This is a genomic window from Streptomyces clavuligerus (assembly GCF_005519465.1).
GTDB lineage: Bacteria > Actinomycetota > Actinomycetes > Streptomycetales > Streptomycetaceae > Streptomyces > Streptomyces clavuligerus.
Genome location: NZ_CP027858.1, coordinates 5,675,750 through 5,700,324, shown reverse-complemented (window position 1 = coordinate 5,700,324; position 24,575 = coordinate 5,675,750). Strand labels below are relative to the sequence as shown.

The 24,575-nt window shown below is 74.1% G+C and carries 22 protein-coding genes; 7 read left to right on the top strand and 15 right to left on the bottom strand.

The features are described 5' to 3' along the window. The first annotated feature begins 69 nt into the window (after positions 1-69). The 3 genes from CRV15_RS24055 (at position 70) to CRV15_RS24045 (ending at position 3,462) form a co-directional block, all read left to right on the top strand. Positions 70-930, top strand: a complete 861-nt coding sequence (locus CRV15_RS24055) for a FadR/GntR family transcriptional regulator (protein ID WP_003959833.1) — start codon at positions 70-72, stop codon at positions 928-930. Positions 931-1,234: 304 nt separating this feature from the next. Then, the gene (gene eat / locus CRV15_RS24050; protein WP_003959834.1) at positions 1,235-2,728 is read left to right on the top strand and encodes an ethanolamine permease; all 1,494 of its coding nucleotides are present in this window, start codon (positions 1,235-1,237) and stop codon (positions 2,726-2,728) included. Next, entirely contained in the window at positions 2,725-3,462 is a 738-nt protein-coding gene (locus tag CRV15_RS24045) for a gamma-glutamyl-gamma-aminobutyrate hydrolase family protein (RefSeq protein WP_003957991.1), read from the top strand. The genes eat and CRV15_RS24045 overlap by 4 nt, the downstream gene beginning before the upstream one ends. On the opposite strand, the gene CRV15_RS24040 is transcribed toward CRV15_RS24045, so the two are convergent. The 4 genes from CRV15_RS24040 to CRV15_RS24025 form a co-directional block, all read right to left on the bottom strand. Beyond that, positions 3,364-4,146, bottom strand: a complete 783-nt coding sequence (locus tag CRV15_RS24040; protein ID WP_003959836.1) for a helical backbone metal receptor — start codon at positions 4,144-4,146, stop codon at positions 3,364-3,366. The genes CRV15_RS24045 and CRV15_RS24040 overlap by 99 nt on opposite strands. Positions 4,147-4,149: 3 nt before the next feature. After that, positions 4,150-4,749: a helix-turn-helix domain-containing protein gene (locus tag CRV15_RS24035; RefSeq protein ID WP_003959837.1), complete on the bottom strand. Its 600-nt coding sequence runs from the start codon at positions 4,747-4,749 to the stop codon at positions 4,150-4,152. Between the two features lie 176 nt (positions 4,750-4,925). Beyond that, the gene (locus tag CRV15_RS24030) at positions 4,926-6,722 is read right to left on the bottom strand and encodes an ABC transporter permease/substrate binding protein (RefSeq protein ID WP_003957994.1); all 1,797 of its coding nucleotides are present in this window, start codon (positions 6,720-6,722) and stop codon (positions 4,926-4,928) included. After that, a complete protein-coding gene (locus CRV15_RS24025) occupies positions 6,715-7,854 on the bottom strand; it encodes a quaternary amine ABC transporter ATP-binding protein (RefSeq protein ID WP_003957995.1) in 1,140 nt (379 codons plus the stop codon). Before CRV15_RS24025 ends, CRV15_RS24030 begins: the two co-directional genes overlap by 8 nt. A 246-nt stretch (positions 7,855-8,100) precedes the next feature. On the opposite strand from CRV15_RS24025, the gene CRV15_RS24020 reads away from it, so the two are divergent. Both CRV15_RS24020 and CRV15_RS24015 read left to right on the top strand, forming a co-directional pair. Then, entirely contained in the window at positions 8,101-9,006 is a 906-nt protein-coding gene (locus tag CRV15_RS24020; RefSeq protein WP_003957996.1) for a 5'-3' exonuclease, read from the top strand. A gap of 173 nt (positions 9,007-9,179) precedes the next feature. Beyond that, complete coding sequence (locus tag CRV15_RS24015; RefSeq protein ID WP_003957997.1) at positions 9,180-10,034, top strand: siderophore-interacting protein; 855 nt, start codon at positions 9,180-9,182, stop codon at positions 10,032-10,034. Positions 10,035-11,042: 1,008 nt separating this feature from the next. Here the strand turns inward: CRV15_RS24015 and CRV15_RS24010 are convergent. Beyond that, entirely contained in the window at positions 11,043-11,729 is a 687-nt protein-coding gene (locus tag CRV15_RS24010) for a MerR family transcriptional regulator (RefSeq protein WP_003959840.1), read from the bottom strand. A gap of 103 nt (positions 11,730-11,832) precedes the next feature. On the opposite strand from CRV15_RS24010, the gene CRV15_RS24005 reads away from it, so the two are divergent. Both CRV15_RS24005 and CRV15_RS24000 read left to right on the top strand, forming a co-directional pair. After that, on the top strand, positions 11,833-12,882 hold the full coding sequence (locus CRV15_RS24005) for a hypothetical protein (protein WP_003959841.1): 1,050 nt from the start codon (positions 11,833-11,835) through the stop codon (positions 12,880-12,882). A gap of 262 nt (positions 12,883-13,144) precedes the next feature. Beyond that, positions 13,145-14,506 carry a cryptochrome/photolyase family protein gene (locus CRV15_RS24000; RefSeq protein ID WP_003959842.1) on the top strand — a complete coding sequence of 454 codons (1,362 nt, stop codon included), beginning with the start codon at positions 13,145-13,147 and terminating at the stop codon, positions 14,504-14,506. 123 nt (positions 14,507-14,629) lie between these two features. On the opposite strand, the gene CRV15_RS23995 is transcribed toward CRV15_RS24000, so the two are convergent. The 10 genes from CRV15_RS23995 to CRV15_RS23950 all read right to left on the bottom strand — a co-directional run bounded on the left by CRV15_RS23995 (position 14,630) and on the right by CRV15_RS23950 (position 24,522). Then, positions 14,630-17,458 (bottom strand): DEAD/DEAH box helicase, encoded by a 2,829-nt coding sequence (locus CRV15_RS23995; RefSeq protein ID WP_003959843.1) that lies wholly within the window; start codon positions 17,456-17,458, stop codon positions 14,630-14,632. 82 nt (positions 17,459-17,540) lie between these two features. Beyond that, positions 17,541-18,461, bottom strand: a complete 921-nt coding sequence (locus CRV15_RS23990; RefSeq protein WP_003958002.1) for a diacylglycerol kinase — start codon at positions 18,459-18,461, stop codon at positions 17,541-17,543. A gap of 172 nt (positions 18,462-18,633) precedes the next feature. Further along, complete coding sequence (gene tatC / locus CRV15_RS23985) at positions 18,634-19,602, bottom strand: twin-arginine translocase subunit TatC (protein ID WP_003959844.1); 969 nt, start codon at positions 19,600-19,602, stop codon at positions 18,634-18,636. A gap of 61 nt (positions 19,603-19,663) precedes the next feature. Beyond that, positions 19,664-19,957, bottom strand: a complete 294-nt coding sequence (tatA, locus tag CRV15_RS23980) for a Sec-independent protein translocase subunit TatA (protein ID WP_003958004.1) — start codon at positions 19,955-19,957, stop codon at positions 19,664-19,666. Between the two features lie 252 nt (positions 19,958-20,209). Next, positions 20,210-20,413: a hypothetical protein gene (locus tag CRV15_RS23975; protein WP_003958005.1), complete on the bottom strand. Its 204-nt coding sequence runs from the start codon at positions 20,411-20,413 to the stop codon at positions 20,210-20,212. A 9-nt stretch (positions 20,414-20,422) separates the two neighbouring features. Then, positions 20,423-20,692 carry a hypothetical protein gene (locus CRV15_RS23970; RefSeq protein WP_003958006.1) on the bottom strand — a complete coding sequence of 90 codons (270 nt, stop codon included), beginning with the start codon at positions 20,690-20,692 and terminating at the stop codon, positions 20,423-20,425. Between the two features lie 6 nt (positions 20,693-20,698). Further along, the gene (locus CRV15_RS23965) at positions 20,699-21,823 is read right to left on the bottom strand and encodes a helix-turn-helix transcriptional regulator (protein WP_003958007.1); all 1,125 of its coding nucleotides are present in this window, start codon (positions 21,821-21,823) and stop codon (positions 20,699-20,701) included. A 17-nt stretch (positions 21,824-21,840) separates the two neighbouring features. Next, complete coding sequence (locus CRV15_RS23960) at positions 21,841-22,797, bottom strand: helix-turn-helix transcriptional regulator (protein ID WP_003958008.1); 957 nt, start codon at positions 22,795-22,797, stop codon at positions 21,841-21,843. 218 nt (positions 22,798-23,015) lie between these two features. Beyond that, positions 23,016-23,387: an FKBP-type peptidyl-prolyl cis-trans isomerase gene (locus CRV15_RS23955; protein ID WP_003958009.1), complete on the bottom strand. Its 372-nt coding sequence runs from the start codon at positions 23,385-23,387 to the stop codon at positions 23,016-23,018. Between the two features lie 175 nt (positions 23,388-23,562). Continuing rightward, positions 23,563-24,522 (bottom strand): FKBP-type peptidyl-prolyl cis-trans isomerase, encoded by a 960-nt coding sequence (locus CRV15_RS23950; protein ID WP_003959848.1) that lies wholly within the window; start codon positions 24,520-24,522, stop codon positions 23,563-23,565. Positions 24,523-24,575: the final 53 nt, after the last annotated feature.

Below are 24,575 nucleotides of genomic sequence, written 5' to 3'. Positions count from 1 at the left end.
CCTCCTTGGGTCAGCCGGAAGCCATAAGGTATTGCTGAAGACCATTGCTTGGGAAGAGGGAACTGCGACGTGGCGACAACGGATGATCATCCGGCGGGTGCCGGGCCGGTGGGCGGCCGGACGGGCACGGGCGCACCGGGCGCCGACCGGACGGTCACCGGTCCGGCGGGCACCACCGATCCGACGGTCACCGGTCCGGCGGGCACCGCCGCGCCGGCCGCCGGCGACCGGCTCGCCCCCGTGCTGCGCCCCGTGCGCGCGGGCAACGGCTTCGAGGAGGCGCTGGAGCAGATCCTCCAGCTCCTCCGGCTCGGGCTGGTGCCCGGCGGCGAACGGCTGCCCGCCGAGCGGGAACTCGCCGAGCGGATGGGGATAAGCCGGGTCACGCTGCGGGAGGTGCTCAAAGTCCTGGCCGACCAGGGGCTCGTGGAGAGCCGCCGGGGCCGCTACGGCGGCACCTTCGTCCTGCCCCGCCCCGTCCGCCCCGACGGGGCGGAGCTGCGGCGGCGGCTCGCGGACGTCGATGTGGAGGACACCCTCCGGTTCCGTGAGGTCCTGGAGACGGGGGCCGCGGGGCTGGCCGCCGGACGCCGTCTGACCGGCGCGGACGCCGACCGGCTGCGGGCCGCGCTGGCGGCCACCCACGACGCGCCGCTCGACGGCTACCGCCGCCAGGACACCCTCTTCCACCTCACCCTGGCCGAGCTGTCGGGGTCCCCGAGCCTCGCCGCCGGGTACGCGGCCGTCCGCGCGACCCTGAACGATCTGCTGGACTGCATCCCGCTGCTGGTGCGCAATCTGGAGCACTCGCAGCGGCAGCACACCGCGCTCGCCGAGGCGATCCTGGACGGGGACGCGGACGGCGCCCGCGAGGTCATGCGCGAGCACTGCGAGGGCACGGCGGCGCTGCTGCGCGGCTTTCTGTCCTGACGGGGCGCGCCCCCGCCCCGGCGGCGGGACCGCCCCCGCGCCCCTGCCGCACCGGCACACGGCCCGACGGCGCAACCGTGCCACCCGCCCCGGCACCACGCCCCGCGCCTCTGGCCGGATGCCGCCCCGGCGCCGCACCCCGCCGCCGCACCCGGCCCCGGGCGGCGCCCGCGCGCCGGGACCCGCCCCGTCCCCGTGTCCGCGCAGGCCCGGCGGTGGACGACGGATGTGCCCCGGGGCTTGCGCCGGACCGGCTCCTGCCGCAAAGGTGTCCGCCTATACCTTTGAACGCCAGGAGTGCCCCATGGCCGAAGGAACCACCTCCCCGCCGCCTGCCCCGTCCCCGGACCCGGCACCGTCATCGCTGTCGCCGTCGCCCTCGCGGCACCCCGGCGACGACTACCTCCAGCGGCGCGCGCTGCGCCGCGGCAGCGCCGGCTGGCTGCTCCTCACCGGACTCGGCGTCGCCTACGTCGTCTCCGGCGACTTCTCCGGCTGGAACACCGGCCTGGCCAAAGGGGGCTTCGGCGGTCTGGCGATCGCCACCCTCCTCATGGGCGTGATGTACGCCTGTCTGGTCTTCGCCCTCGCCGAGCTGTCGGCGATCCTGCCCACCGCGGGCGGCGGCTACGGCTTCGCCCGCCGGGCGCTGGGCCCCCTCGGCGGCTTCCTCACCGGCACCGCGATCCTCATCGAGTACATCCTCGCGCCCGCCGCGATCTCCATCTTCATCGGCGACTACGTCGAGTCCCTCGGCCTGTTCGGCCTGGAGTCCGGCTGGCCCGTCTACCTCGCCTGCTTCGCCGTCTTCATCGGCATCCACCTCTGGGGCGTCGGCGAGGCCCTGCGCTTCAGCCTGGTCGTCACCGTGATCGCCGTCGCCGCGCTGCTGGTCTTCGCCGTCGGCGCGTTCACCGAGTTCGACGCGGGACGGCTGAACGACATCCCCGCCGACCCCGACGCCTTCGGCTCCGGCTCCTGGCTGCCGTACGGACTCCTCGGCATCTGGGCCGCGTTCCCCTTCGGCATGTGGTTCTTCCTCGGGGTCGAGGGCGTCCCCCTCGCCGCCGAGGAGGCCAAGGACCCCGTCCGCTCCCTGCCCCGGGCGCTCGCCGTCTCCCTCGGCATCCTCGCGCTGCTGGCCCTGATCACCTTCCTCGCCGCGACCGGCGCCGCCGGGTCCGCCGCGCTCAAGGACGTCGGCGACCCGCTCGTCCAGGCGCTCCAGCCGGACGGGGAGCCCACCGCGCTGAGCCGGATCGTCAACTACGCGGGCCTCGCCGGACTCGTCGCGTCCTTCTTCTCCCTCATCTACGCGGGCTCCCGCCAGCTCTTCGCCCTCTCCCGGGCCGGATACCTGCCCCGTTTCCTCTCCCTCACCAGCAGCCGCAGATCGCCCTACCTCGGGCTGCTGATCCCCGGCGCCATCGGCTTCGCCCTCGCCGCGTCCACCGGCGACGGTCCGCGCATGCTCAACATCGCCGTCTTCGGCGCGACCATCAGCTACGCCCTGATGGCCCTCTCCCATCTGGTGCTGCGCCGCCGCGAACCCGGACTGCACCGCCCCTACCGCACCCCCGGCGGCGCGGCCACGTCCGCCGTCGCCCTGGTCCTCGCCCTCGCCGCGCTCGTGGCGACCTTCCTGGTGGACCGTCAGGCGGCCCTGATCGCGCTGGCCGTGTACGCCGTCGCGATCGTCTACTTCGCCACCTACAGTCGGTTCCGCCTGGTCGCGCAGGCACCCGAGGAGGAGTTCGCGGCGCTCGCCGCGGCCGAGGCCGAACTCGAACGGAAGTGACCATGAAGCCGCTGATCGGTATCTCGACCTATCTCGACCACGCCTCCTGGGGTGTGTGGTCCATGGGCGCCGCGCTGCTGCCCGCCGCCTATCACACCCACGTCCAGCGGGCCGGGGCCGCGGCCTTCCTGCTGCCGCCCGACGCGGCCGAGTACGCCGCCCAGACCGTGTCCCGGCTGGACGCCCTGGTGATCGCGGGCGGCGCGGACGTGGACCCCGTCCGGTACGGGGCCGCGCCGGACCCCCGTACCGGGCCGCCCGCGCGGGAGCGGGACACCTGGGAGAGCGCGCTCATCCACGCGGCGATCGCCCAGGGGGTGCCGCTGCTCGGCATCTGCCGGGGCATGCAACTGCTCAACGTCGCCCTGGGCGGCACCCTCCAGCAGCATCTGGACGGCCACACCGGGGGTGTGGGCGTGCTGGGGACGCACACCGTCAAACCGGTGCCCGGCACCCGTTACGCCGCTCTCGTCCCCGAGGCCGCCGACGTCCCCACCTACCACCACCAGGCCGTGGCGGTGCTCGCGCCCGGACTGACCGTGAGCGCCCACGCCGAGGACGGGACGGTGGAGGCCGTGGAGCTGGACGGCGGCTGGGTGCTGGGCGTGCAGTGGCACCCGGAGATGGGCGACGACCTACGGGTGGCGCGCGCCCTGGTCGCCGCCGCCCGTGAGCGGGCCGCCCAACGCACCGGCCAGCGCGGCGCCGAGGACGGCGGGCGCCTCGGCGAGTGAGGGCCCGTACCAGGTGAGATGACGGCCGCTGACGAGGGCCGCGGGCAGACCGGGGAAGGACTCGGGGCCGTCGTCGGCGGTGAAGCGGTAGGGCTCGTCGGGGAGCACCACCAGCGCCGCACCGGACGCGCGAAGCTCCGCCAGGGGCACCCGGGGGTAGCGCTCGGAGTGCCCCGCGCAGACGTTCCGCACCCCCAGCCGGGCCAGCAGGTCCCCGGCGAAGGTGTCCCGGCCGAGGACCATCCAGGGGCGCCGCCACACCGGCACCACGGCGGCGACCGGGCCGTCCGCGGGCGGCCGCACGGCGGCCCAGGCGCGGGCCGCCTCGTCCAGCCAGCGCGGGCGGGGGAGCCCCAGGCCGCCGACGAGGACCCGCTCCAGCTCGGCGATGGCCTGATCGAGTCCGCGCACCTCGGTCACCAGCACCTCGGCGCCCCCGGCGCGCAGCGCCGCGAGGTCCGCGGGCCGGTTCTCCTCCTCGTTCGCGATCACCAGATCGGGCCGCAGCCGGAGGACGGCGGCGACATCGGGGTTCTTGGTGCCGCCGATCCGTACGGCGTCGAGGTCCGGGGGGTGGTCGCACCAGTCGGTGACGCCGACGAGCAGCCCGGGGGCGGTCACGGCCACGGCCTCGGTGAGCGAGGGCACCAGCGAGACCACCCGCGCCGCCCGCGCCGCCGCCATCGCTCAGGCGTCCGGGGGTGTCTCGATGTGGTCGGCGACGGTGACGACGACGACCCGGGTCTCGGGCACGGTCGCCCGCCAGCGGTGCAGCACTCCCCCGGAGAGGAAGAGGGTGTCCCCGGGGCCGAGACGGTAGGCGCGGCCCTCGGCCTCGACCTCCACCGCGCCGTCGGCGACGTACATCACCTCGTCGTTGCGGTGCTGGAACTCGCCGTCGGTGTCGTGCTCGCCGGTGAACTCCAGGGCTTCGAGCTGATGCCGTCCGCGCACCAGTCGGCGGGTCCGGGGCAGCGGGTCCTGCTCCTCACCGAGGAGGCCGTCGGCGCGGGGCTCGGCGCGGACGACGGCGACGGTCCTGGCCGCGTCGGACGCCTCGATCAGCTTGGCCGCCGTGGTCTCCAGCGCGTCGGCGACCCGTTCCAGGGACCGCATGCTGGGCCGGGCCCGTTCGTTCTCCACCTGGCTGAGGAAGGGGACGGACAGGCCGCTCCGCTCGGAGACGGCGGCGAGCGTGAGATCCAGCGCCCGCCTGCGCCTGCGCACGGCGGCGCCCACCCGAAGACGCTCGGTCTCCTTCGGGTCCTTGCCGTCCTTCGCTTCCATCCGCCGGGCTCCCCTTCCTGGTCCTGTCTCACCATACGCAGCTTCCGGCACGGGCCGCGCGCATACGATTGTCCGGCGGACGGGCCGGAAGGGGAAGCGGAACGGGGCGGCCCCCGCCACTGGCGAGAACCACCCCGTTCCGGAGGGTGACGGCGCCGGGGGCGCCACCGGGTCGGCTAGAGCGGTGCCATGGCGTCCTCGACCTGCGGATTCTTCTTCAGCCAGGTACGGACGGCGGTCTGTTCCTCACCCTTTCCGGCCCGCTGGATCTCGGCTTCCAGACCGGTCAGCTGCTTTTCGGTCAACTTGAAGTCCTTCAGCCAGGCTCCGATCTCCGGGTGGTCGGAGGAGAACCCCTTGCGGGCGAGGGTGTGGACCATGTCGCCGCTGCCCCACGCCTCCTTCGGGTCGCCCAGCTTCTTCAGCGGGTAGGAGCTGTAGGCCCAGTGCGGCGACCAGAGGGTGGTGAGGACGGGCTCCTTCTTCTGGTACGCGCGCTTCAGCTCGGCCAGCATGCCGGGCGTGGAGCCGTCGACGACCTCGTACTCGTCCTCCAGTCCGTACGCGGGCAGGACCTCCTCCTTGAGCAGGCGCATCATCCCGGCGCTGGGCTCGATGCCGATGATGCGGCCCTTGAAGGTGCCGGAGCGGCCCTTGAGGTCGGCCAGCGAGTCGACGCCGTCGACATAGGCGGGCACGGCCAGCTCCAGCGAGGTGGGGCCGTACCAGGAGCCGAGGTCTTCGAGCCGGTCGCCGTACTTCTTCCAGTACTGGTCGTGGGTGACCGGCAGCCAGGAGTTGGTCTGGAAGTCGATCTGGCCGCCCGCGAGACCGGTGTAGAGGGCCCCGGCCTCCAGCTGCTGGGTCTGGACGGTGAAGCCGCGCCGCTCCAGCACCTCCTTCCAGAGGTAGGTGGAGGCGATGCCCTCGTCCCAGGGGATGTAGCCGATGGTGACCTTCCGGCCCTCGCCGACGCCGGAGCCGCCGGCGCTCCCGCCGCCCCGGTCCTCGCCGAAGACGCTCATGCCCCCGGCGATCAGGGCGAGGACGACCACGCCGACGACCGCGAACACGGGCTGGGGGCGGTGGTTCCAGATCCGGCGCCCGCCGGACGCGGCACCGGCCCGGGCGGCGGCGCGGCGGCCCAGCGGGGAGACCTGACGGCCCAGCTCGCCGGTGATCCGGTCGAGGTACATGGCGAGGATGACGATGGAGACGCCGGCCTCGAAGCCGAGGCCGATGTCGACGTTGCCGATCGCGCGGTAGACCGCGCCGCCGAGTCCGCCGCCGCCGACCATGCCCGCGATGACGACCATGGACAGGCCCAGCATGATCACCTGGTTGACCCCGGCCATGATGGTCGGGACGGCCAGCGGGAGCTGGACCCGCAGCAGGGTGTCGCGGGGGGTGGTGCCGAACGCCTCGGCGGCCTCGACCAGCTCCCCGTCCACCTGACGGATGCCCAGCTCGGTCATGCGCACCCCGGGCGGCAGCGCGAAGATGATCGTGGCGATGATGCCCGGCACCACACCGACGCCGAAGAAGATGATCCCGGGGATCAGATAGACCATCGCGGGCATGGTCTGCATGAAGTCCAGCACCGGCCGGACCACCGCGCTGACCCGGCGGGAGCGCGCGGCCCAGACGCCCAGCGGCACCGCGATGACCAGCGTGGAGAGGGTGGAGACCAGGACCAGGGAGAGGGTCGCCATGGCCTCCCCCCACAGCTCGACGGAGTCGATCAGCGCGAGGCCCGCGAAGGAGAGGACACCGGCCAGCAGCCCGCGCAGCCACCAGGCGAGGACGGCGAGGATGCCCGCGAGGAGCAGCGGCTCGGGCGCGGAGAGCACGGCGTCGACGGCGTCGTACATACCGGTGACGACCGCGCTGATGGCGTCGAAGAGCCATTCGAGACGGATCTGGAGGGCGTCGACGGTGCGGTCGACCCACTCGCCGAGGGGAATCCTAGGCACGGCCGGCCACCGCCTTCACCGCGTCGCCGGTGGTGGTGGCGGTGCTGCCGGTGGTGCCGGTGTCCGTGGTGCCGCCGGTGGGCGGGGACGGCTCCACGGGGGGCATGGGCTCGCCCAGGACGGCGAGCAGCCGGGCGCGCGGGACGATGCCGATGAGGGCGTCGTCCTCGTCCACGACCGCGACGGGCGCGCCGCTGACGGAGCACGGGGTGAACAGCTCGACGATCGGGGTGTCGGCCCGGACCGTGGCGGGCGCGGCGGCCAGCACCTCGTCGGGCGCGGACCCGGCGGCGTCGGCCATGATCGCTCCGGCGGTGAGCACCCGGGAGCGGTCGACGTCCTGGGTGAAGGAGGCGACATAGTCGGTCGCGGGGGTCACCAGGATGTCCTCGGCGGTGCCGAGCTGGACGATCCGGCCGTCCTTCATGACGGCGATCCGGTCGCCCAGCCGCATGGCCTCGTTGAGGTCGTGGGTGATGAAGACGATCGTCTTCTTGAGCGTCCGCTGGAGCTGGAGGAGCTGGTCCTGCATGTCCCGGCGGATCAGCGGGTCGAGGGCGCTGAAGGACTCGTCCATGAGCAGCAGGTCGGCGTCGGTGGCGAGCGCGCGGGCGAGGCCCACGCGCTGCTGCATACCGCCGGACAGCTCGTCGGGCCAGGAGTCCTCCCAGCCCGCGAGACCGGCCAGGGCCAGGGCCTCGGCGGCGCGGCGGTCGCGCTCGGGGCGGGGGACGCCCTGCACCTCCAGGCCGTACCCGGCGTTCTCCAGCACGCTGCGGTGGGGGAAGAGCGCGAAGTGCTGGAAGACCATGCTGATCTTCCTGGAGCGGACGGCCCGCAGCTCGGCCGGGGTGAGCGAGGTGAGGTCCTGTCCGTCGAAGAGGACCCGGCCCGCGGTGGGGGCGAGCAGCCCGTTCAACATGCGCAGCAGGGTGGACTTGCCGGAGCCGGAGAGCCCCATCACGACGAAGATCTGTCCGGGCTCGACGGTGAAGGAGGCGTCGATCACGGCCGCCGTGGTGCCGTCTGCGCGCAGTTCCTCGCGGTCGGCACCCCCTTCCAGCCTCGGGATCGCTTCCTCGGGTCGTCTGCCGAACACCTTGTAGACGTGTTCGGCCTGGAGCCTGGACACATACACCTCACGCGTTGGAACGAGACGGTCCGCCACCCCCGGCGGGCGGGCCGTGGAGCCCGGCGGGACCGGCCCGCGCCACCCCGGGACAAGTCGTTGAACAGGCAACGGGGTCGGCTCCGGGTCCGCGCCTGCCCCGGGCGGCCGGGACCAAACGGAAGAGTGACCCAGCTCACGTTCCGTCCGGGTGTGCCGGGGTGGCTGTCGGTGGTGTGCGGCATGATCGGGGGTGTGACGCGACGCCTGATGCTCCTCGACACCGCCTCCCTCTACTTCCGGGCCTACTTCGGGGTCCCCGACACGGTCAGGGCCCCGGACGGCACCCCCGTCAACGCCGTGCGCGGGCTGCTGGAGTTCATCGGGCGGCTGGTCCAGGACCACCGCCCCGACGATCTGGTCGCCTGCTGGGACAACGACTGGCGGCCCCACTGGCGGGTGGAGCTGATCCCCTCGTACAAGGCGCACCGGGTGGCGGTCGAGACGGAGGCGGGGCCCGACGAGGAGGAGGCGCCGGACACGCTCACGCCACAGGTGCCGGTGATCGCCGAGGTGCTGGAGGCGCTCGGCATCGCCCGGGTCGGCGCGGACGGCTACGAGGCGGACGACGTGATCGGCACCCTGACGGCGCGGGCCACCGGGCCGGTCGACATCGTCACCGGGGACCGCGATCTGTTCCAGCTCGTGGACGACGCGCGCGGGCGCCGGGTGCTGTATCCGCTGAAGGGCGTGGGGACGCTCCAGACGACCGACGAGGGCTGGCTGCGGGAGAGGTACGGCGTGGACGGCCCCGGCTACGCCGATCTGGCGCTGCTGCGGGGCGATCCGAGCGACGGGCTCCCGGGGGTGCCGGGCATCGGCGAGAAGACGGCGGCGAAGCTGCTGGACGCGTTCGGCGATCTGGCCGGGATCATGGCCGCCGTGGACGATCCGGCGTCCCGGCTGACTCCGGCGCAGCGCAGGCGGCTGGACGAGGCCCGGGGGTATGTGGCGGTCGCGCCGAAGGTGGTCCGGGTGGCCACGGACGCGCCGCTGCCGCCCTTCGACCCGGCGCTGCCCTCCGCGCCGCGCGACCCGGCGGCCCTGGCGGCGCTGGGCGAGCGCTGGGGGCTCGGCGGGGCGCTCCAGCGGCTGTTGACGACCCTGCGGGGCTGAGGCTTTTCCGCTGCCCCGTTCACCTGTCTGCCTTTCACCCGTCCGTCCCGGATGTCCCGGGCTTTCCCGGCCTTTCCCCAGCCCTTTCCCGGGCTTCCCGGGCTGAGATCCACACCGGGGGGTGTTAACTTAGGCTTGCCTAAGCATGATTACTGAGCCCAGGGGAGACCGCCGTGACCGAACGACCGGCCCGTAAGGCACCGACGTCCTACGAGGCGCGTGTGGTCCACACCGAGCGGTTGACCCCGCACATGGTCCGGGTCGTCCTCGGGGGCGAGGGCCTGGCCGGGTTCTCCCTGGAGGGTTTCACGGACCACTATGTGAAGCTGCTGTTCCCGCCCGCCGGGGTGAGCTATCCGGAGCCGTTCGACATCGACCGGGTCCGGGCGGAGTTCCCGCGCGCCCAGTGGCCCGCGAACCGCACCTACACGGTGCGGATCTGGGACGCGGCACGGCACGAGATGACGATCGACTTCGTGGTGCACGGGGACGAGGGGCTCGCGGGCCCCTGGGCCGCGCGGGCCGAGGTCGGCGACACGATACGGATTCTCGGCCCGGGCGGCGCGTACGCCCCGGAGCCGGGGGCCGACTGGCATCTGCTGGTCGGGGACGAGAGCGCGCTGCCCGCGATCGCCGCGTCGCTGGAGGCCATGCCGGGCGGGTCCGTCGTCCACGCGCTGGTCGAGGTCGAGCGCCCCGAGGACGAGCAGAAGATCGCCACCCCGGACGGCGTCACGGTCCGCTGGCTCCACCGCGCGGGGCGCCCGGTCGGTGAGGCCCTGGTCGCGGCGGTGACCGCGCTGGACTTCCCCGAGGGCCGGGTGTGCGCCTTCGTCCACGGCGAGGCCGGCTGGGTGAAGGAGCTCCGCCGCCATCTGCGGCTGGAGCGCGCGGTGCCGAGGGAGCACCTGTCGATCTCGGGCTACTGGCGGCTCGGCCAGAGCGACGAGGCGTGGCGCGCGGTGAAGCGCGAGTGGAACGACCGCGTCGAGCAGGAGCAGGAGCAGCCCCGGAGCCAGGCGGCCTGACCCGCCCCCGCCCACCGCGGCCCCTGCCCGGCGGCCACGACCGCCCGGGGCGGGGGCCCACCGCCCCCGCGCCGGGCCTCCCTGACCGGACGTCCCGGGCGACCGCCACGGGACGGTGCGCCCGTACCGGGCGCGGACCTCGTCGGCCCCGCCGCGCGACCACCACCCGCCCGGGGCATGCCGCCCCGGGGGCACGGACCCCAGCCGGACGCGGCACTCGACCCGGGCCGTCGCACCTGACCCGACTGGCCGGCCGACCCGGGCTCACCGCCCCGGGAGCACGCGCCCCAGCCGGACACGGCACCCGCCGCCCCCGGACCGCCACCCGCACGCCACCACCCGGACCGGCCCATCCCGCCAGGACCCACGGGACCGTGCACCCGACCCGGGCCGTCGCACCTGACCCGGCTGGCCGGCCGACCCCGGGACCACACGCCCCAACCGGACACGGCACCCGCCCTCCCCGGACCGCCACCCGCACGCCACCACCCGGACCGGCCCATCCCGCCAGGACCCACGGGACCGTGCACCCGACCCGGGCCCGGACCCTTCACCACCCGGCGCGGGCGGGCCGACCGGCCCCCGCGAGTCGGCCCGTCCCGCCCGCCGCCACGGGGCCGTGCACCCGGCCCGGCCCGTCCCGGTAGGGCCGCCACAGGACCGCACACCCCGGCCGGGCACAGGTCGACGGCCCGACCCGCCGCCACCCGGCGCGGGCCCTTCACCCCTCGCCCCGGGCCGGTCGATCACCACAGGGGCGCAGCAGGAGTCAGGCGCGGGAACCGGCGGCACCGCCCGCCGCCGGGCACAGGAGCGTCATCACCCGGCGCGGGTCGGCCCCGCTCCCGGCGCGCTCCCGCGACGTCACCCCGCCGGGGCCGGGCACCCCGCACCCGCCGCCGTGACAGCGGGGCCGCCGGGGCGCGGCCCGAAGGGCATCGTCGGCGGCGGGTGCCGGCCGGAGCGCTTCCGCGCGGGATCAGGCCCGGCGTCGGCGCCCGCGTCGGCTCACAGCGGTCCGGCGCCGTTCCGGGGGGCCGTGTCGGCGGAGGCGTGCGGGGCCTGGCCGTGGCCGTGGAGGCGGGCCGAGCGGTCGACGTGGGCGAGATGGCGCAGGGACGCCAGCATCGCGCCGCCCAGCGCCGTGCCGACGATCGCCCGTTCCACCCGTTCGTCGCGGTCGCCGCCGCCCACCGCGTAGTCGAGGTCGGCGACCGCCAGTGACTCCGCCGCGTCCGCGTAGGTGTCGAGCGCGCCGCCGAAGTCCGCGTGGCCCACCCGTTCCAGGCTCGCCAGCGCGACGGCGAGCGACTCCCGGCCGGGGCACGCGGCCCCCACCCGCCAGCCGCGGCGCTCGATCAGCTCGTCGACCCGCGCCCGCGCCGCCTCCAGCGCCACGTCCGGCTCCTCCTCCGGATACCGGGACACCAGCAGGTCCGTGGCGACCCCCAGCACCTTGTGCTCGGGCAGCCCCGGATCGTCCACCGCGACGAGCACGTCGGCGACCGCCGCGACCTTCAGCCCGCCCACGTCGAGCAGGGCCCGGATGAGTCTGAGCCGCTGCTCGTGCACCTCGCCGTAGTCCGCCTGGTTGGGGCTGGTGAGCCGCCCGGCGGGCACCAACCCCTCCCGCACGTAGTACTTGATCGTCGGTACCGGAACCCCGGTCCTGCGGCTCAACTCGCCGATGCGCAAGGCGACGTCACCTCTCCGTACTTGCTCTCTCCGCCCTCATCATAGATAGTGCCGATAACGGATAGTGGACATCTCCACTATCTATATCGACGGGGGTACTCGCATGTCGCTCCGCCCTGCCCATCCATCCGCACCCCGCCCCACCACCGCGCACTCACCATCCGACGCACCCGATATATCTGAAATATCCGGCGCACCCACCCACTCCGGCTGGACCACCTGGCACCGGCCGCTGCTCCTCACCGCCGCCCTGCTCACGGCCCTCACCGCGGTCTGCGCGATCGGCCTGGCCGTCGACGACCGCACCCTCACCGGCGCGCCGATCTGGCTCAAACCGTTCAAGTTCTCGGTCTCGTTCCTGATCTACGCGCTGTCGCTCGCGTGGATGCTCTCCCGGTCCGCGCGCGCCCGGCGGCTCGGGCACGGGGCCGGAACCGTCGTCGCCGCGGCCGTCGTCGTCGAGATGGCGATCATCGTCACCCAGACCGTGCGGGGCAGGCGCAGCCACTTCAACACCGAGACGCCGCTCGACTCCACGCTCTTCACCGTGATGGGCAACACCATCGTCGTGCTGTGGGCGGCCTCCCTCGTCGTCGCCGTGCTGCTGATCCGCTCCCCGCTCGCCGACCGCGCCGGAGCCCTGGCGCTGCGGCTCGGCGCCCTGATCGCGCTCGCCGGGGCGGCGCTCGGTTTCCTGATGACCCGTTCCACCCCCGGGCAGCGCGCGGACCTCCGCGCGGGCGAGGACCCGACGACGGTCGGCGCGCACAGCGTCGGTGTGCCCGACGGCGGCCCGTCGATGCCGCTGACCGGCTGGTCCACGACCGGGGGCGATCTGCGGATACCGCACTTCGTCGGCCTGCACGCCCTGCAACTGCTGCCGCTGCTCGCGTTCGGGCTGACCCTGCTCGCCGCCCGGCTGCCCCGGCTGCGCGCCGCGCACACGGGCCCCCGGCTGGTGCTCACCGCGGGCGCCGCCTACGCCGCCCTCGTCGCCCTGACGACCTGGCAGGCCCTGCGCGGCCAGCCGCTGACCGACCCGGACGGCGCGACCCTCGGCGCGCTCGCGGCGATCGTCACCGCCACCGCCGCGGGGGTCCTGTTCTCCCTGCGGGCCCCGGCCCGCCGGTCGGCGGGTCGCACCGCGCCCTGAGCCCCGAGCCCGGCGGGGCGGCGCACCGCCCCGCCGGAGCGCTCCGGCGGCGGGCACCACCCGAACGGGCGGGGACACCGGGGCAGCGCGGCAGCCGACACCGCCCCGCGCATGCGACCATCTGCGGGCACGGACCGGTCCCGGTGGTGGGCGACCCACCACGAGGGGACGCGGCGGCCCGTCCGTGCTCCCCGGTCCCGGCCCCGGCCGCCGGAGCCGCCGCCCCGGTCCCGGCGACCGGCCGCTCCAGGAAGGACGGCGTATGACCGTCTCCGTCATCCTCTTCACCTCCGATCTGCGGGTCCACGACCAGCCCGCGCTGGCCGCCGCCGTACGCGAGGCCGACGAGGTGGTCCCGCTGTTCGTCCTCGACCGGGGCGTGCGCCGCAGCGGGTTCGACGCCCCCAACCGGCTGGCCTTCCTCGCCGACTCCCTGACCGCGCTGGACGAGGAGCTGCGGGAGCGCGGCGGACGGCTGGTGCTCCGCACCGGGGACGTCGCCGAACAGGTCGGCCGGGTGGTGACCGAGACCGGCGCCCGAACGGTGCACCTCGCGGCGGGTGTCAGCGCGTACGCCCGCCGCCGGGAGGACCGGCTGCGGGCCGGGCTGTCCGGGCTCCGCTGCGGACTGCGGGTCCACGAAGGGGTGATCACCGTGGTGCCGCCGGGCGCGGTGACCCCCGCGAACCGCGACCACTTCGCCGTCTTCACCCCGTACTTCCGGCGCTGGGCCGAGGTGGCGCCCCGCCGGGTCCTCGCGGCGCCCCGCTCCCTCACCGTGCCCGAGCTGCCGGGACATCCGCTGCCCCGCCGGCGGTCCGTCACCGGGACGGCCCCCGCGCTGGCCCGGGGCGGGGAGCGGGAGGGCCGGGAGCGGCTGCGGCGCTGGCTCGCCCGGGACCTGGACGGGTACGCGGAACACCACGACGACCTGCCGGGCGACGCCACCTCCCGGCTCTCCCCCCATCTCCACTTCGGGACCCTCTCCGCCGCCGAACTCGTCCAGCGGGCCCGCGGACGGGGCGGGCCGGGGGCACAGGCGTTCGTCCGGCAGCTCGCCTGGCGGGACTTCCACCACCAGGTGCTGGCGGCCCGGCCCGACGCCGCCCACGCCGACTACCGCCCGCGCGGCGACCGGTGGCGCGGGGACGAGAGGGAGATCGCCGCCTGGAAGGAGGGCCGGACCGGCTGCCCCGTCGTGGACGCCGGGATGCGGCAGCTCCGCCACGAGGGCTGGATGCACAACCGGGCCCGGCTGCTGACGGCGAGTTATCTCACCAAGACCCTCTACACGGACTGGCGGGTGGGCGCCCGCCACTTCCTGGAGCTGCTCGTCGACGGGGACATCGCCGACAACCAGCTCAACTGGCAGTGGGTGGCGGGCACCGGCACGGACACCCGGCCCGGACGGGTGCTCAGCCCGCTGGCCCAGGCCCGGCGGTTCGACCCGCACGGGGCCTATGTCCGCCGCTGGGTGCCGGAGCTGGCGGACCTCGGCGACCGGGAGATCCACTCCCCCGAGACCCTCGACCCGGCCCGCCGGGCCCGGCTCGGCTACCCCGATCCGCTGATCGACCCCGCCGAGGGCCGCGCCCGCTTCCGCCGCGCCCGTGGCCTGGACTGACCGGCCGGGCGGCCCCGGTACGCGCCGCGGTGCGGCCGATGGCGACGCGTGCGCCGTCGGCCGGGGCAGCCGCGCCCCGCGGTACGCGCCCGGCGGTGCGGCCGGGCGCGCGCGGGGACCGGCTCAGCCGACCGAGCTGTACGCGACCACGCCCCGCAGCAGCGCGTCCACCGCGCGCCGCGCGTTGCGGGCGACCGTGATGTTCTCGGCCGGAGCCGCGGCGGCGATCTGTCCCAGGACGTCGATCACCTGCTTGGTCCAGCGGACGAAGTCCCCCGCGGGCATCTCCGCCTCCCGCAGCACCTCGTCCAGGCTCTTGTCCTCGGCCCACTGGTACACGGCCCAGGCGAAGCCGAGATCCGGCTCCCGCTGGCCCACGCCCTCCGTCTGGTTGATCTTGAAGTCCTCCTCCAGGGCGTCGAGCCGCCCCCAGATGCGGACCATCTCGCCGAGCGCCGCCTTCACCCGGCCGCCGGGCACCTTCGGCGGCACCGCGTCGTCCGCCTGGCGTGCCTCGTACACCAGCGCCGAGACACACGCGGCCAGCTCCGCCGGGCTCAGCCCCTCCCACACCCGGTCCCGCAGACACTCGCTCGCCAGCAGATCCAGCTCGCCGTAGAGCCGGGCCAGCCGCTTGCCGTCCTCGGTGACCTCGTCGCCCCGGAGGTAGTCCAGCTCGGTGAGGAGGGCCACGATCCGGTCGAAGGTGCGGGCGATCGTATTGGTGCGGCCCTCGATCCGCCGCTCCAACTGCCGGGTGTCGCGCTGGAGCCGGTGGTGGCGCTCCGCCCAGCGGGCGTGGTCCTCGCGCTCGTCGCAGCCGTGGCAGGGGTGGGCCCGCAGCTCCGCCCGCAGCCGGGCGATCTCGCGGTCGTCGGCCGCCGCCGAGCGCTGCTTGCGGTGCCGCTCGGGCACGATGTGCCCGGCCTTGGTGCGCAGCGCGGAGGCCAGATCGCGCCGCGACTGCGGGGAGCGCGGATTGAACGACTTGGGGATGCGCATCCGCTCCAGCGGCTCCACCGGCACCGGGAAGTCGATCGACGCCAGCCGCTTGACCTGCCGCTCCGCCGTCAGCACCAGCGGCCGGGGGCCGTCGTGCTGCTCGAAGCCGCGATGGCCGTTGGTCCGGCCCGCCGGCACCCCCGGGTCGAGGACGAGCGCGAGCCCGGCGAACTTGCCGGTCGGCACATGGATCACGTCCCCGGGCTTCAGCCGCTCCAGCGAGACCGCCGCCGCGGCCCGCCGCTGGGCCGCGCCCTGCTTCGCCAGATCCGACTCACGGTCCTTCAGCTCCCGGCGCAGCCGGGCGTACTCCTCGAAGTCGCCGAGGTGGCAGGTCATCCCCTCGCGATAGCCCTCAAGACCGGCCTCGTTCTTCTGCACCTGACGGGAGATGCCGACGACCGACCGGTCCGCCTGGAACTGCGCGAACGAGGTCTCCAGCAGTTCGCGCGAGCGGTGCCGCCCGAACTGCTGCACCAGGTTGACCGCCATGTTGTACGAGGGTTTGAAACTGGAGCGCAGCGGATACGTCCGCGTCCCGGCGAGGCCCGCGAGCGCCGCCGGGTCCATGGCCCGCTGCCACAGCACCACCGCGTGGCCCTCGATGTCGATGCCGCGCCGCCCGGCCCGCCCGGTGAGCTGGGTGTACTCGCCGGGGGTGATGTCGGCGTGCTGCTCCCCGTTCCACTTGACGAGCTTCTCCAGGACCACCGAGCGCGCGGGCATGTTGATGCCGAGCGCCAGGGTCTCGGTGGCGAAGACGGCCTTCACCAGGCCCCGGACGAACAGCTCCTCGACGACCTCCTTGAAGGTGGGCAGCATGCCCGCGTGGTGCGCGGCGATGCCCCGCTCCAGCCCTTCGAGCCACTCGTAGTAGCCGAGGACGTGCAGGTCCTCGCCGGGGATGGCGGCGGTGCGCTCCTCGACGATCTCGCGTACCCGCGCCCGTGCGGCGTCGTCGTTGAGCCGCAGTCCGGCGTACAGGCACTGCTGGACGGCGGCCTCGCAGCCGGCCCGGCTGAAGATGAACGTGATCGCGGGCAGCAGGCCCTCGGCGTCGAGCCGCTCGATCACCTCGGGGCGGCCCGGGGTCCAGATCCGGCCGCGGCTGCGGCGCTCGCGCTCCCGGTCGGCCTCGCGGACCATCTTGCCCCGGCGGCGGTCGCGCGGGTTGTACGTGCGCTGGTTCTCCATCCGGGCGAGCCGGACGAGGTCGGGATTGACCTCGCGGCGGCCGGTGCCGCGCCCGCCGTGGTCGGTCTCCTCCTCGAAGAGGTCGTACATCCGGCGCCCGGCCAGCACATGCTGCCAGAGCGGCACGGGCCGGTCCTCGGAGACGATCACGGCGGTGTCGCCGCGGACGGTGTCGAGCCAGTCGCCGAACTCCTCGGCGTTGGAGACGGTCGCGGAGAGCGACACCAGCGTCACGGACTCGGGAAGGTGAATGATCACTTCCTCCCAGACCGCGCCCCGGAAGCGGTCGGAGAGGTAGTGGACCTCGTCCATGACCACATAGCCGAGGCCGAGCAGCGAGGAGGAGCCCGCGTAGAGCATGTTCCGCAGGACCTCGGTGGTCATGACGACCACCGGCGCCTCGGCGTTGACGCTGTTGTCGCCGGTGAGCAGGCCGACCTTCTCCGCCCCATAGCGTTTGACGAGGTCGGTGTACTTCTGGTTGGAGAGGGCCTTGATGGGCGTGGTGTAGAAGCATTTGCGGCCCTGGGTCAGGGCCAGGTGGACGGCGAACTCGCCCACGATGGTCTTGCCGGACCCGGTGGGCGCGGCGACGAGCACGCCCTGCCCCGCCTCCAGGGCCCGACAGGCCTCGATCTGGAACGTGTCGAGATCGAATGCGTACAGTTCGCGGAAGGGGGCCAGCGCGGTGGCCTCCTCCGCGGCGCGGGTGCGGGCGGCGGCGTAGCGCTCGGCCGGTGAGAGATCCTCGGTCATCTTGTTGTCGAGCCTACCCAAGAGGTACGACAGTCAGCGCGGGGTTAACGTCCGGCCTTCGGATCCTGCCCGGCTGCCGGGGTCAGGCCGGGGCACCGGGTGGCAGGGGGGCGCGGGCGCCGAGGACCCGTACCGCGCCGGGCACACAGCGCGCGGTCAGCGGCAGCGGCCCCACCGGCTCCCCGTCGGCGTATCCGGTGATCCCCGGCGCCCGGAGCGCGACGGAGCGGGCCCGGTGGACGGTGACGGCGGGGTGGTCGGCATGGGTGCCCCGGTAGACCCGGGGGAAGACCCGCAGCAGGGTCCTGCGGTCACAGGCCGCGACGACGGTGACGTCGAGGAGCCCGTCGTCCATCCGCGCCCCGGGGCACATCCGCATGCCGCCGCCGTACATCGGGCCATTGCCCACGGCGACCAGGACGGCCTCGGTCTCCAGGGCGGGTCCTCCGTCGAGCCGCATCCGGTACGGGAGGGGGCGCAGCGCGGCGAGTTCCGCGAGCGTCGCCAGGTCGTAGCGGAAGCGTCCGGCGGGCAGCCGCGTCCGGGCGCCGCGCTCGGCGACGAGGGAGTCGAAGCCGGTGGCGAGGATGGTGCCGAACCAGCGCTCCCCGGCCCGGCCCAGGTCGAGCGCGGGGGCGGGGGCGGCCTTGAGCGCGGTGGCGGCGAGCCGTCCGGCGCGGGCCGGGTCCCGCACCGGAAGCCCCAGGGAGCGGGCGAAGTCGTTGCCGGTGCCGACGGCGACGACGCCGAGCGGGGTGGTGGTCCCGGCGACCGCCTGGAGGGCGAGGGACACCATGCCGTCGCCGCCGACGGCGATCAGTGCCCCGGTGCCGAGGGCGACGGCCTCGTGGGCGCGGCGCGCGGCGTCCCGGGCGTCCTCTCCGACGACGGTCCGGACGAGGAATCCGGCGCCGCGCAGCTCCCGCGCGGCGGGCTTGGCGGCCCGCGCGCCCCGTCCGCGTCCGGCGGCCGGGTTGACGAAGAGGGTGATCTCGCTGGTCACCCGTGCGACGTTACGGCACGGCCGGGGCCGGGCCCAGGGGTTCGCGCGGCCGGTGCCGCCGGGTGGAGCGGCGCGCGCGGCCGGACTCGCGGGCGGGTCGGGGACCGGCCCGGGTCGGGCTCAGGCTCGGGCTCGGGCTCAGGTCGGGCTCAGGTCGGGCTCGGGCTCGGGCTCAGGTGATGTCGTCGTAGCCGCTCTGCCGGTGGACGCGGGAGCCCTCGCTGTCGCCGGTGGACTGTCCGGGGACGCCGGGGCGGGCCGCGACGGGCTCGACCGGGTCGATGTCCTCGGGGGTGAGGTCCAGCTCGGACGCCTCGTCGTCACCGGGGCCACGGGCCTCGATCAGGGCCCGGCGCCGGTCGTTGAAGAGGGAGAAGCCGGTGGCGAGGAAGTAGAGCAGGATGATCGGCGCCGCGAGCAGCATCATGGTGATCGGCTCGGTGCTGGGGGTGGCGACCGCGGAGAAGACCGTGATGCCCATGATCATGCCGCGCCACCAGCCGAGCATCCGCCGCCCGGTGATCACGCCGCCCATGTTGAGCATGACCAGCAGCAGGGGCAGTTCGAAGGCGAGGCCGAAGACGACCACCATGCGGGTCACGAGGTCGAGCAGTTCGTCCAGCGGCAGCAGGTTGTCCACACCGACGGGGCTGAACTCGATCAGTACCTTGGCCGTGGTCGGCAGCACCTGGTAGGCGAACCAGCCGCCGCCGAGGAAGAGCGGGAAGCCCGCCGCGACGAACCAGAGGGCGTACTTCTTCTCGTTCCGGTGCAGACCGGGCGCGAGGAAGGCCCAGACCTGGTAGAGCCAGACCGGCGAGGCGAGGACCACGCCCGCCATCAGGGAGACCTTCAGCGCGAGCGTGAACGGGGTCAGGAGACCATTGATGGTGATCTTCGCGCAGGTCTTGCCCTCCTTCATCTTCGCCAGTTCGGAGAAGCTCGCGGGGCAGCCCACGGACTCCAGGACGGGCTTGGTGAAGAGGTTGATGATGTCGTTGTAGAAGAAGGCGGCGACGACGGTGACGGCGACGATCGCCAGCAGCCCCTTGGCCAGCCGGTTGCGCAGCTCGCGCAGATGCTCGACCAGGGGCATCCGCCCCTCGGGGTTGTTCTCCTTCTTGCGGGCAGACTTGAGCAACCCACGTCCTCATCTCGTGTGGCAGACCCCTGCCGGTGCCAGGGCCTGTGGGCGGCCCGGTCTAGCGCTGGGTGGAGTCCGTCGGCTCGGTCACCGGACGGGCGTGGCTCACATCGCCGGGCGCCGCCTTGATGGTGCGCGGGGCGGGCTGCTCGGCGCTCTGGCCGGGGTTCGGCGGGTCGGCCGGGGCGGTCTGCTGCCCCTCGGACTTCATCGCCTTGGCCTCGCTCTTGAGGATGCGGGCCGACTTGCCCAGCGAACGGGCCATGTCGGGGAGCTTCTTGGCACCGAACAGCAGGATGATCACAACAAGGATCAGAATCAGCTCAGGGGCGCCGATCTTTCCACCGAACATAAGTGTGTACCTTCTCACCGAGGCGGCTGGGGTGGTGCGGGGGCCGGCGGCCGGGCGTCGCCCGGGCACCGCACTGACTGCGATCGTAACCCGGGAGAGTAACCCCCCGGCAATGCCCAGGCGGACTCCACCTTGCGCGGAGGTGGCCTGCCACCTGGGCAGACGACCGAAATCGGGTTCGGGTTGCCCCTCCCGTCCATCTCCAGTGATATTTCGGGTCCCCGGCCGCGCTCCGGCGGGCCGCTCCCGCGGTCACTCCCGGCGCAGGGTCTCGGCGCCGTGCGCCAGGCCGGTGGCCGCCCGCTCCAGGTCCTCGGCGGCGCGGTTGATCCGCTCCGCGGTCCGGGCGACCTCCTGGCCCAGCCGCCGGGCCTCCAGGAAGACCCGGACACCGAGGACGCCGAGGACGGCGATCCCGAGGAAGCCGCACACGACGGCGAGCATGGGCCAGAACATGGGGAGAGCCTAGACCGTCCCCGGGCCGGGGGTGAGCCGCAGGGTGCGCACCCCGCCGCCGGTCAGCAGCTCCACGATCCGCTCCCCCGCGGGCTTGCGGACCGAGGCGCCGCACGCGGGGCAGGTGAAGGAGTAGAACGTGGTCCGGCGGCTGCCGCCGATCGCCAGCCGCAGCGACTCGGCGGACAGTTCGCAATGGGCCCGGCAGGTGGGGCAGGCCGCCTTGAAGAGCACCGGGCCCATGGACGCCGCCGCCGCGAGATCCGACATCAGCGACATATCACCTTATGCCTCCTCGGCATCCCCGTGGAGGTGACCGTGCGCGGCCACCGTGTCCCCGCCGGCCGCCGTACCTTCCGGCGCGCCCTTCCCGTCCCCGCCGGCCCCGGTGTGCCCGTCGTCCCCGGTGTCCGCAGTGTCCCCTGCGTCCGCGTCGTGCCCCGGGTGCGGGGCTTCCCCGGCCTCGGCGTACGCGGCCAGCGCCTCCCGGGCCGCGCGGCGGGCCGCCCCGGCCAGCTCAGCGGGGGCGACGATCCGCCCGTCCCGGCCCAGCCGCAGCGCCAGTCGGCGCAGCAGGGCCGGGGACGGGGTCCGCAGCGTGATCCGCAGCCCTCCGTCGGGCAGCTCCTCCGCCTGGTCGTGCGGGTAGTACTCGGCCACCCAGCGGCCCGCGGGCCCCACGTCGACGACCACCTCGGGGTCGTCCGCCGACGGCTGCACCAGCCCCTCGGAGAGATCCCGCAGCTCGATCCGGGGCGGCGCCGACACCGCGTCCAGCAGCCGGATCTCGGCCACCCGGTCCAGCCGGAAGGTCCGGCGCGCCTCCGAGAGGCGGCACCATGCCTCCATATAGGTGTGCCCCACGGCGAACAGCCGGATCGGGTCGACCTCCCGCTCGGTCAGCTCGTCCCGCGCGGGCGAGTAGTAGCGCAGCCACAGCCTCCGGCGCTCCGAGATCGCCCGGTCCACCTCGGCGAAGACGCCGCCCTCGGCCTCGAAGGTCACCGAGAGCCGGGCCGACGCGCCCGCCGCCTCCCCGGCGGCGGCCTCCAGCTTCGCGGTGGCCCGCAGCAGCGCCTCGCGGTCGCCCTCGCGCAGCCCCGGCAGGGTCGCCACGGCGCGCGCCGCCACCAGCAGCGCGGTCGCCTCGTCGGCGGCCAGCCGCAGCGGCTCGGCCACGTCGTCCGGGTTGTGCCACCAGATCCGGTCGCCGTCGGTGTCGATGTCCAGCAGATCACCGCCGCGGAAGCTCGTCCCGCACATCGGCAGCACATCGAGGTCCGAGATCAGCTCGTCCTCGGAGATCCCGAACGCGCGGGCCACGTCGCCCACCCGGGCACCGGGGCGTTCCCGCAGATAGGTCACCAGCGACAGCATCCGCCGGGTCTGGTCAATGGCGTTGGCGGCCATGGTCCTCGTACTTCCCCTCAGCCCTCGGCCACCGCACGCAGCCGGTCGAGCACATCGGCCCGCAGATCCGCGGGCTCCACCACGACCACATCCGGGCCGAACTCCACCAGCCAGGCGTCGAGGCCGTGCCCGTACGGGATCTCCAGCTCGTCCCAGCCGCCGCCCAGCTCGCGCGCCGAGGCGGCGCGGGCCCGCAGCGGATAGCCGCAGCCCGTGCGGAGCCTGATCCGCGCCGTCCGGGTCGCGGTCTCGCCCGCCCAGCGCTCCACCGTCTCCCGGACCGTGGACACATCGGGCACCGGCGCGGTGAACGCCCCGGCGCGGGAGCGCACCCGGCCGGTGATGCGCGAGAGGCGGAAGACGCGCTCGGCGCCCCGGGCGCGGTCCCAGCCCGCGAGGTACCAGTGGCCGCGCCAGCACTCCAGCGTCCACGGCTCCACCTGGCGCTCCTGGGGGCGGGCCGCCGTGGAGTTGCGGTACTCGAAGGTCACGGGCCTGCGGTCACGGCAGGCGAGCATCAGCGGCTCGAACGCGGCCTCGTGCACGGGGATGCGCGGCTCCAGGGCGCTCTGCCGGTCGTCGAAGGCGTCCTCGGCCTCCGGCATGCCCGCCGCGCGCAGCTTCTGGAGCGCGCCGCTGGCCGCGCCCGCGAGCCGCGCCTGCTGCCACACCCGGGCGGCGAGCCCGAGCGCCGCCGCCTCCTCCACGTCCAGGGTGATCGGCGGCAGCCGGTTGCTGTCCCGGCGGGCCAGATAGCCCACCTCGCCGTCGAGGTTCTCGACGGTCTCGATCACCAGCCCCAGCTCGCGGAGATCGTCCTTGTCCCGCTCGAACATCCGGTTGAAGGCGTCGTCGGACGCCGCCTCCAGATAGGCCTCGATGGACGCCCGCAGCTCCCGCTTGCTGAGCGGACGCCGTGTCCCCAGCAGGCACAGTGCCAGATTCATCAGCCGCTCGGCCTTGGCAATGGCCATCGACGCCCCGCACCTCTTCCATCGAACCGCTTCCGCCCCGGACGACCGTACCGCCCACGGGTCCCGGGACAAAGCCGAGGCCCGTGCTCCGGTGGAGCACGGGCCTCACACATTCCTCCGCACCGCGCGGACCAGCGGGAATCCACCGAGGGCGGGCGGAAGCGGTGCCGAGGGCGCGCCGCGGCCGGGGCCGCGGCGGTTCACCCCTGGGGCGTGGATCAGACGGCGAGCAGGTCGACCACGAAGATCAGCGTCTCGCCCGGCTTGATGGCGCTGCCCGCGCCGCGGTCGCCGTAGCCCAGGTGCGGCGGGATGGTCAGCTCGCGACGGCCGCCGACCTTCATGCCCACGACACCCTGGTCCCAGCCCGCGATGACCCGGCCGCCGCCCAGCGGGAAGCGGAACGCCTGGCCGCGGTTCCAGGAGGCGTCGAACTCCTCACCGGTGGAGAAAGCCACGCCGACATAGTGGACCGAGACCGTCTGGCCCGGCTGGGCCTCCGCGCCGTCGCCCTCCCAGATGTCCCTGATCTTCAGCTCGGTCGGCGCCTCGCCACCGGGGAAGTCGATCTCGGGCTTCTCGATGCTCACGGACACTGCTCCTTGATAGATCTGCACGAACAACCGGGACAGTCTGCCACCTCGGGCGGGCGCGCCCCGCCCCGGCACGGCCCGGACCCCGCCGGACCACCGGCCACAGGCCCGTCGGGGCCGCCCCGCCGCGCTCCCGCCGGACCCGGTCGCACCGGCCCGGCGGGCCCCGGGGTCAGCCCTTGTCCAGCAGATCCACCACGAACACCAGCGTCGAGTCCTTCGGGATGTTGTTCTGCTGCTTGTCGCCGAAGCCCTGGTCCGGCGGCAGCACCAGCAGCACCCGGCTGCCGACCTTCTTGCCCACGAGCCCCTGCTTCAGCCCCGGCACCGTCACCTGCGCCAGCGGCCAGGTCGGCGTGGTCTGCGTACGGTAGGTGCTGTCGAACTGCTCGGCGCCCTTCCAGACATAGCCCTGGTAGCGCACGAGCACACTGTCGGTCTCGGTCAGCTCGGGGCCCGAGCCCTCCAGGACGTACTCCGCCACCAGCTCCTTCGGCGGCGTCGACGACGGGATCTTCACCGAAGGGGCCTGGCCGTCGGTGTTCGTCCCGACCACCGGGAGCGCGCTGTCGGTCTGCGGCACCTCGGTGCCCTTGGCGGAGAGCGGGATCGACTTGGCCTCCACGATGTCCATCACGAACACCAGCGTGGAGTTGGCCTTGATCCCGGGCTGCTCCTTGTCCTTGTAGGCCAGGGCCGGCGGGATCGACACCTCCAGCCTGCTGCCGACCTTCTGTCCGTCCAGCGCCTTCTGCCAGCCCTCGATGACCCCCTGGCCACCGACCGACACCTCGAACGGCTGCTTCCGGTCAAAGCTGTTGTCGAACGGCTCCGTGCCGTCCCAGACCTGGCCGAGGTAGTTCACCTTGGCCAGGTCGCCCTTCTTGAGGACGGCGCCCTTGCCCTCGGAGATGACCTCGATCTTCAGCTCCTTCGGGGGCGCCCCCACGCCCTTCGCCAGCGTCGGCTTCTCCCCGAACTTCGCACCCGCGGTGATCGCGGGCAGACCGCCCTGCGCCACCGCGCCGCTCGTGGACGGGTTGGAGTCGGAGCCCTTGTTCTCCTCGCTGCCGCACGCCGCGGTCGACAACAGCAACGCGGGGACGAGCAGCAGACCGGCGATTCGGCGCACGTGTTCCTCAGATCTCAGATGTCGGATGGATCATCCCCGACACTCTAGGACGT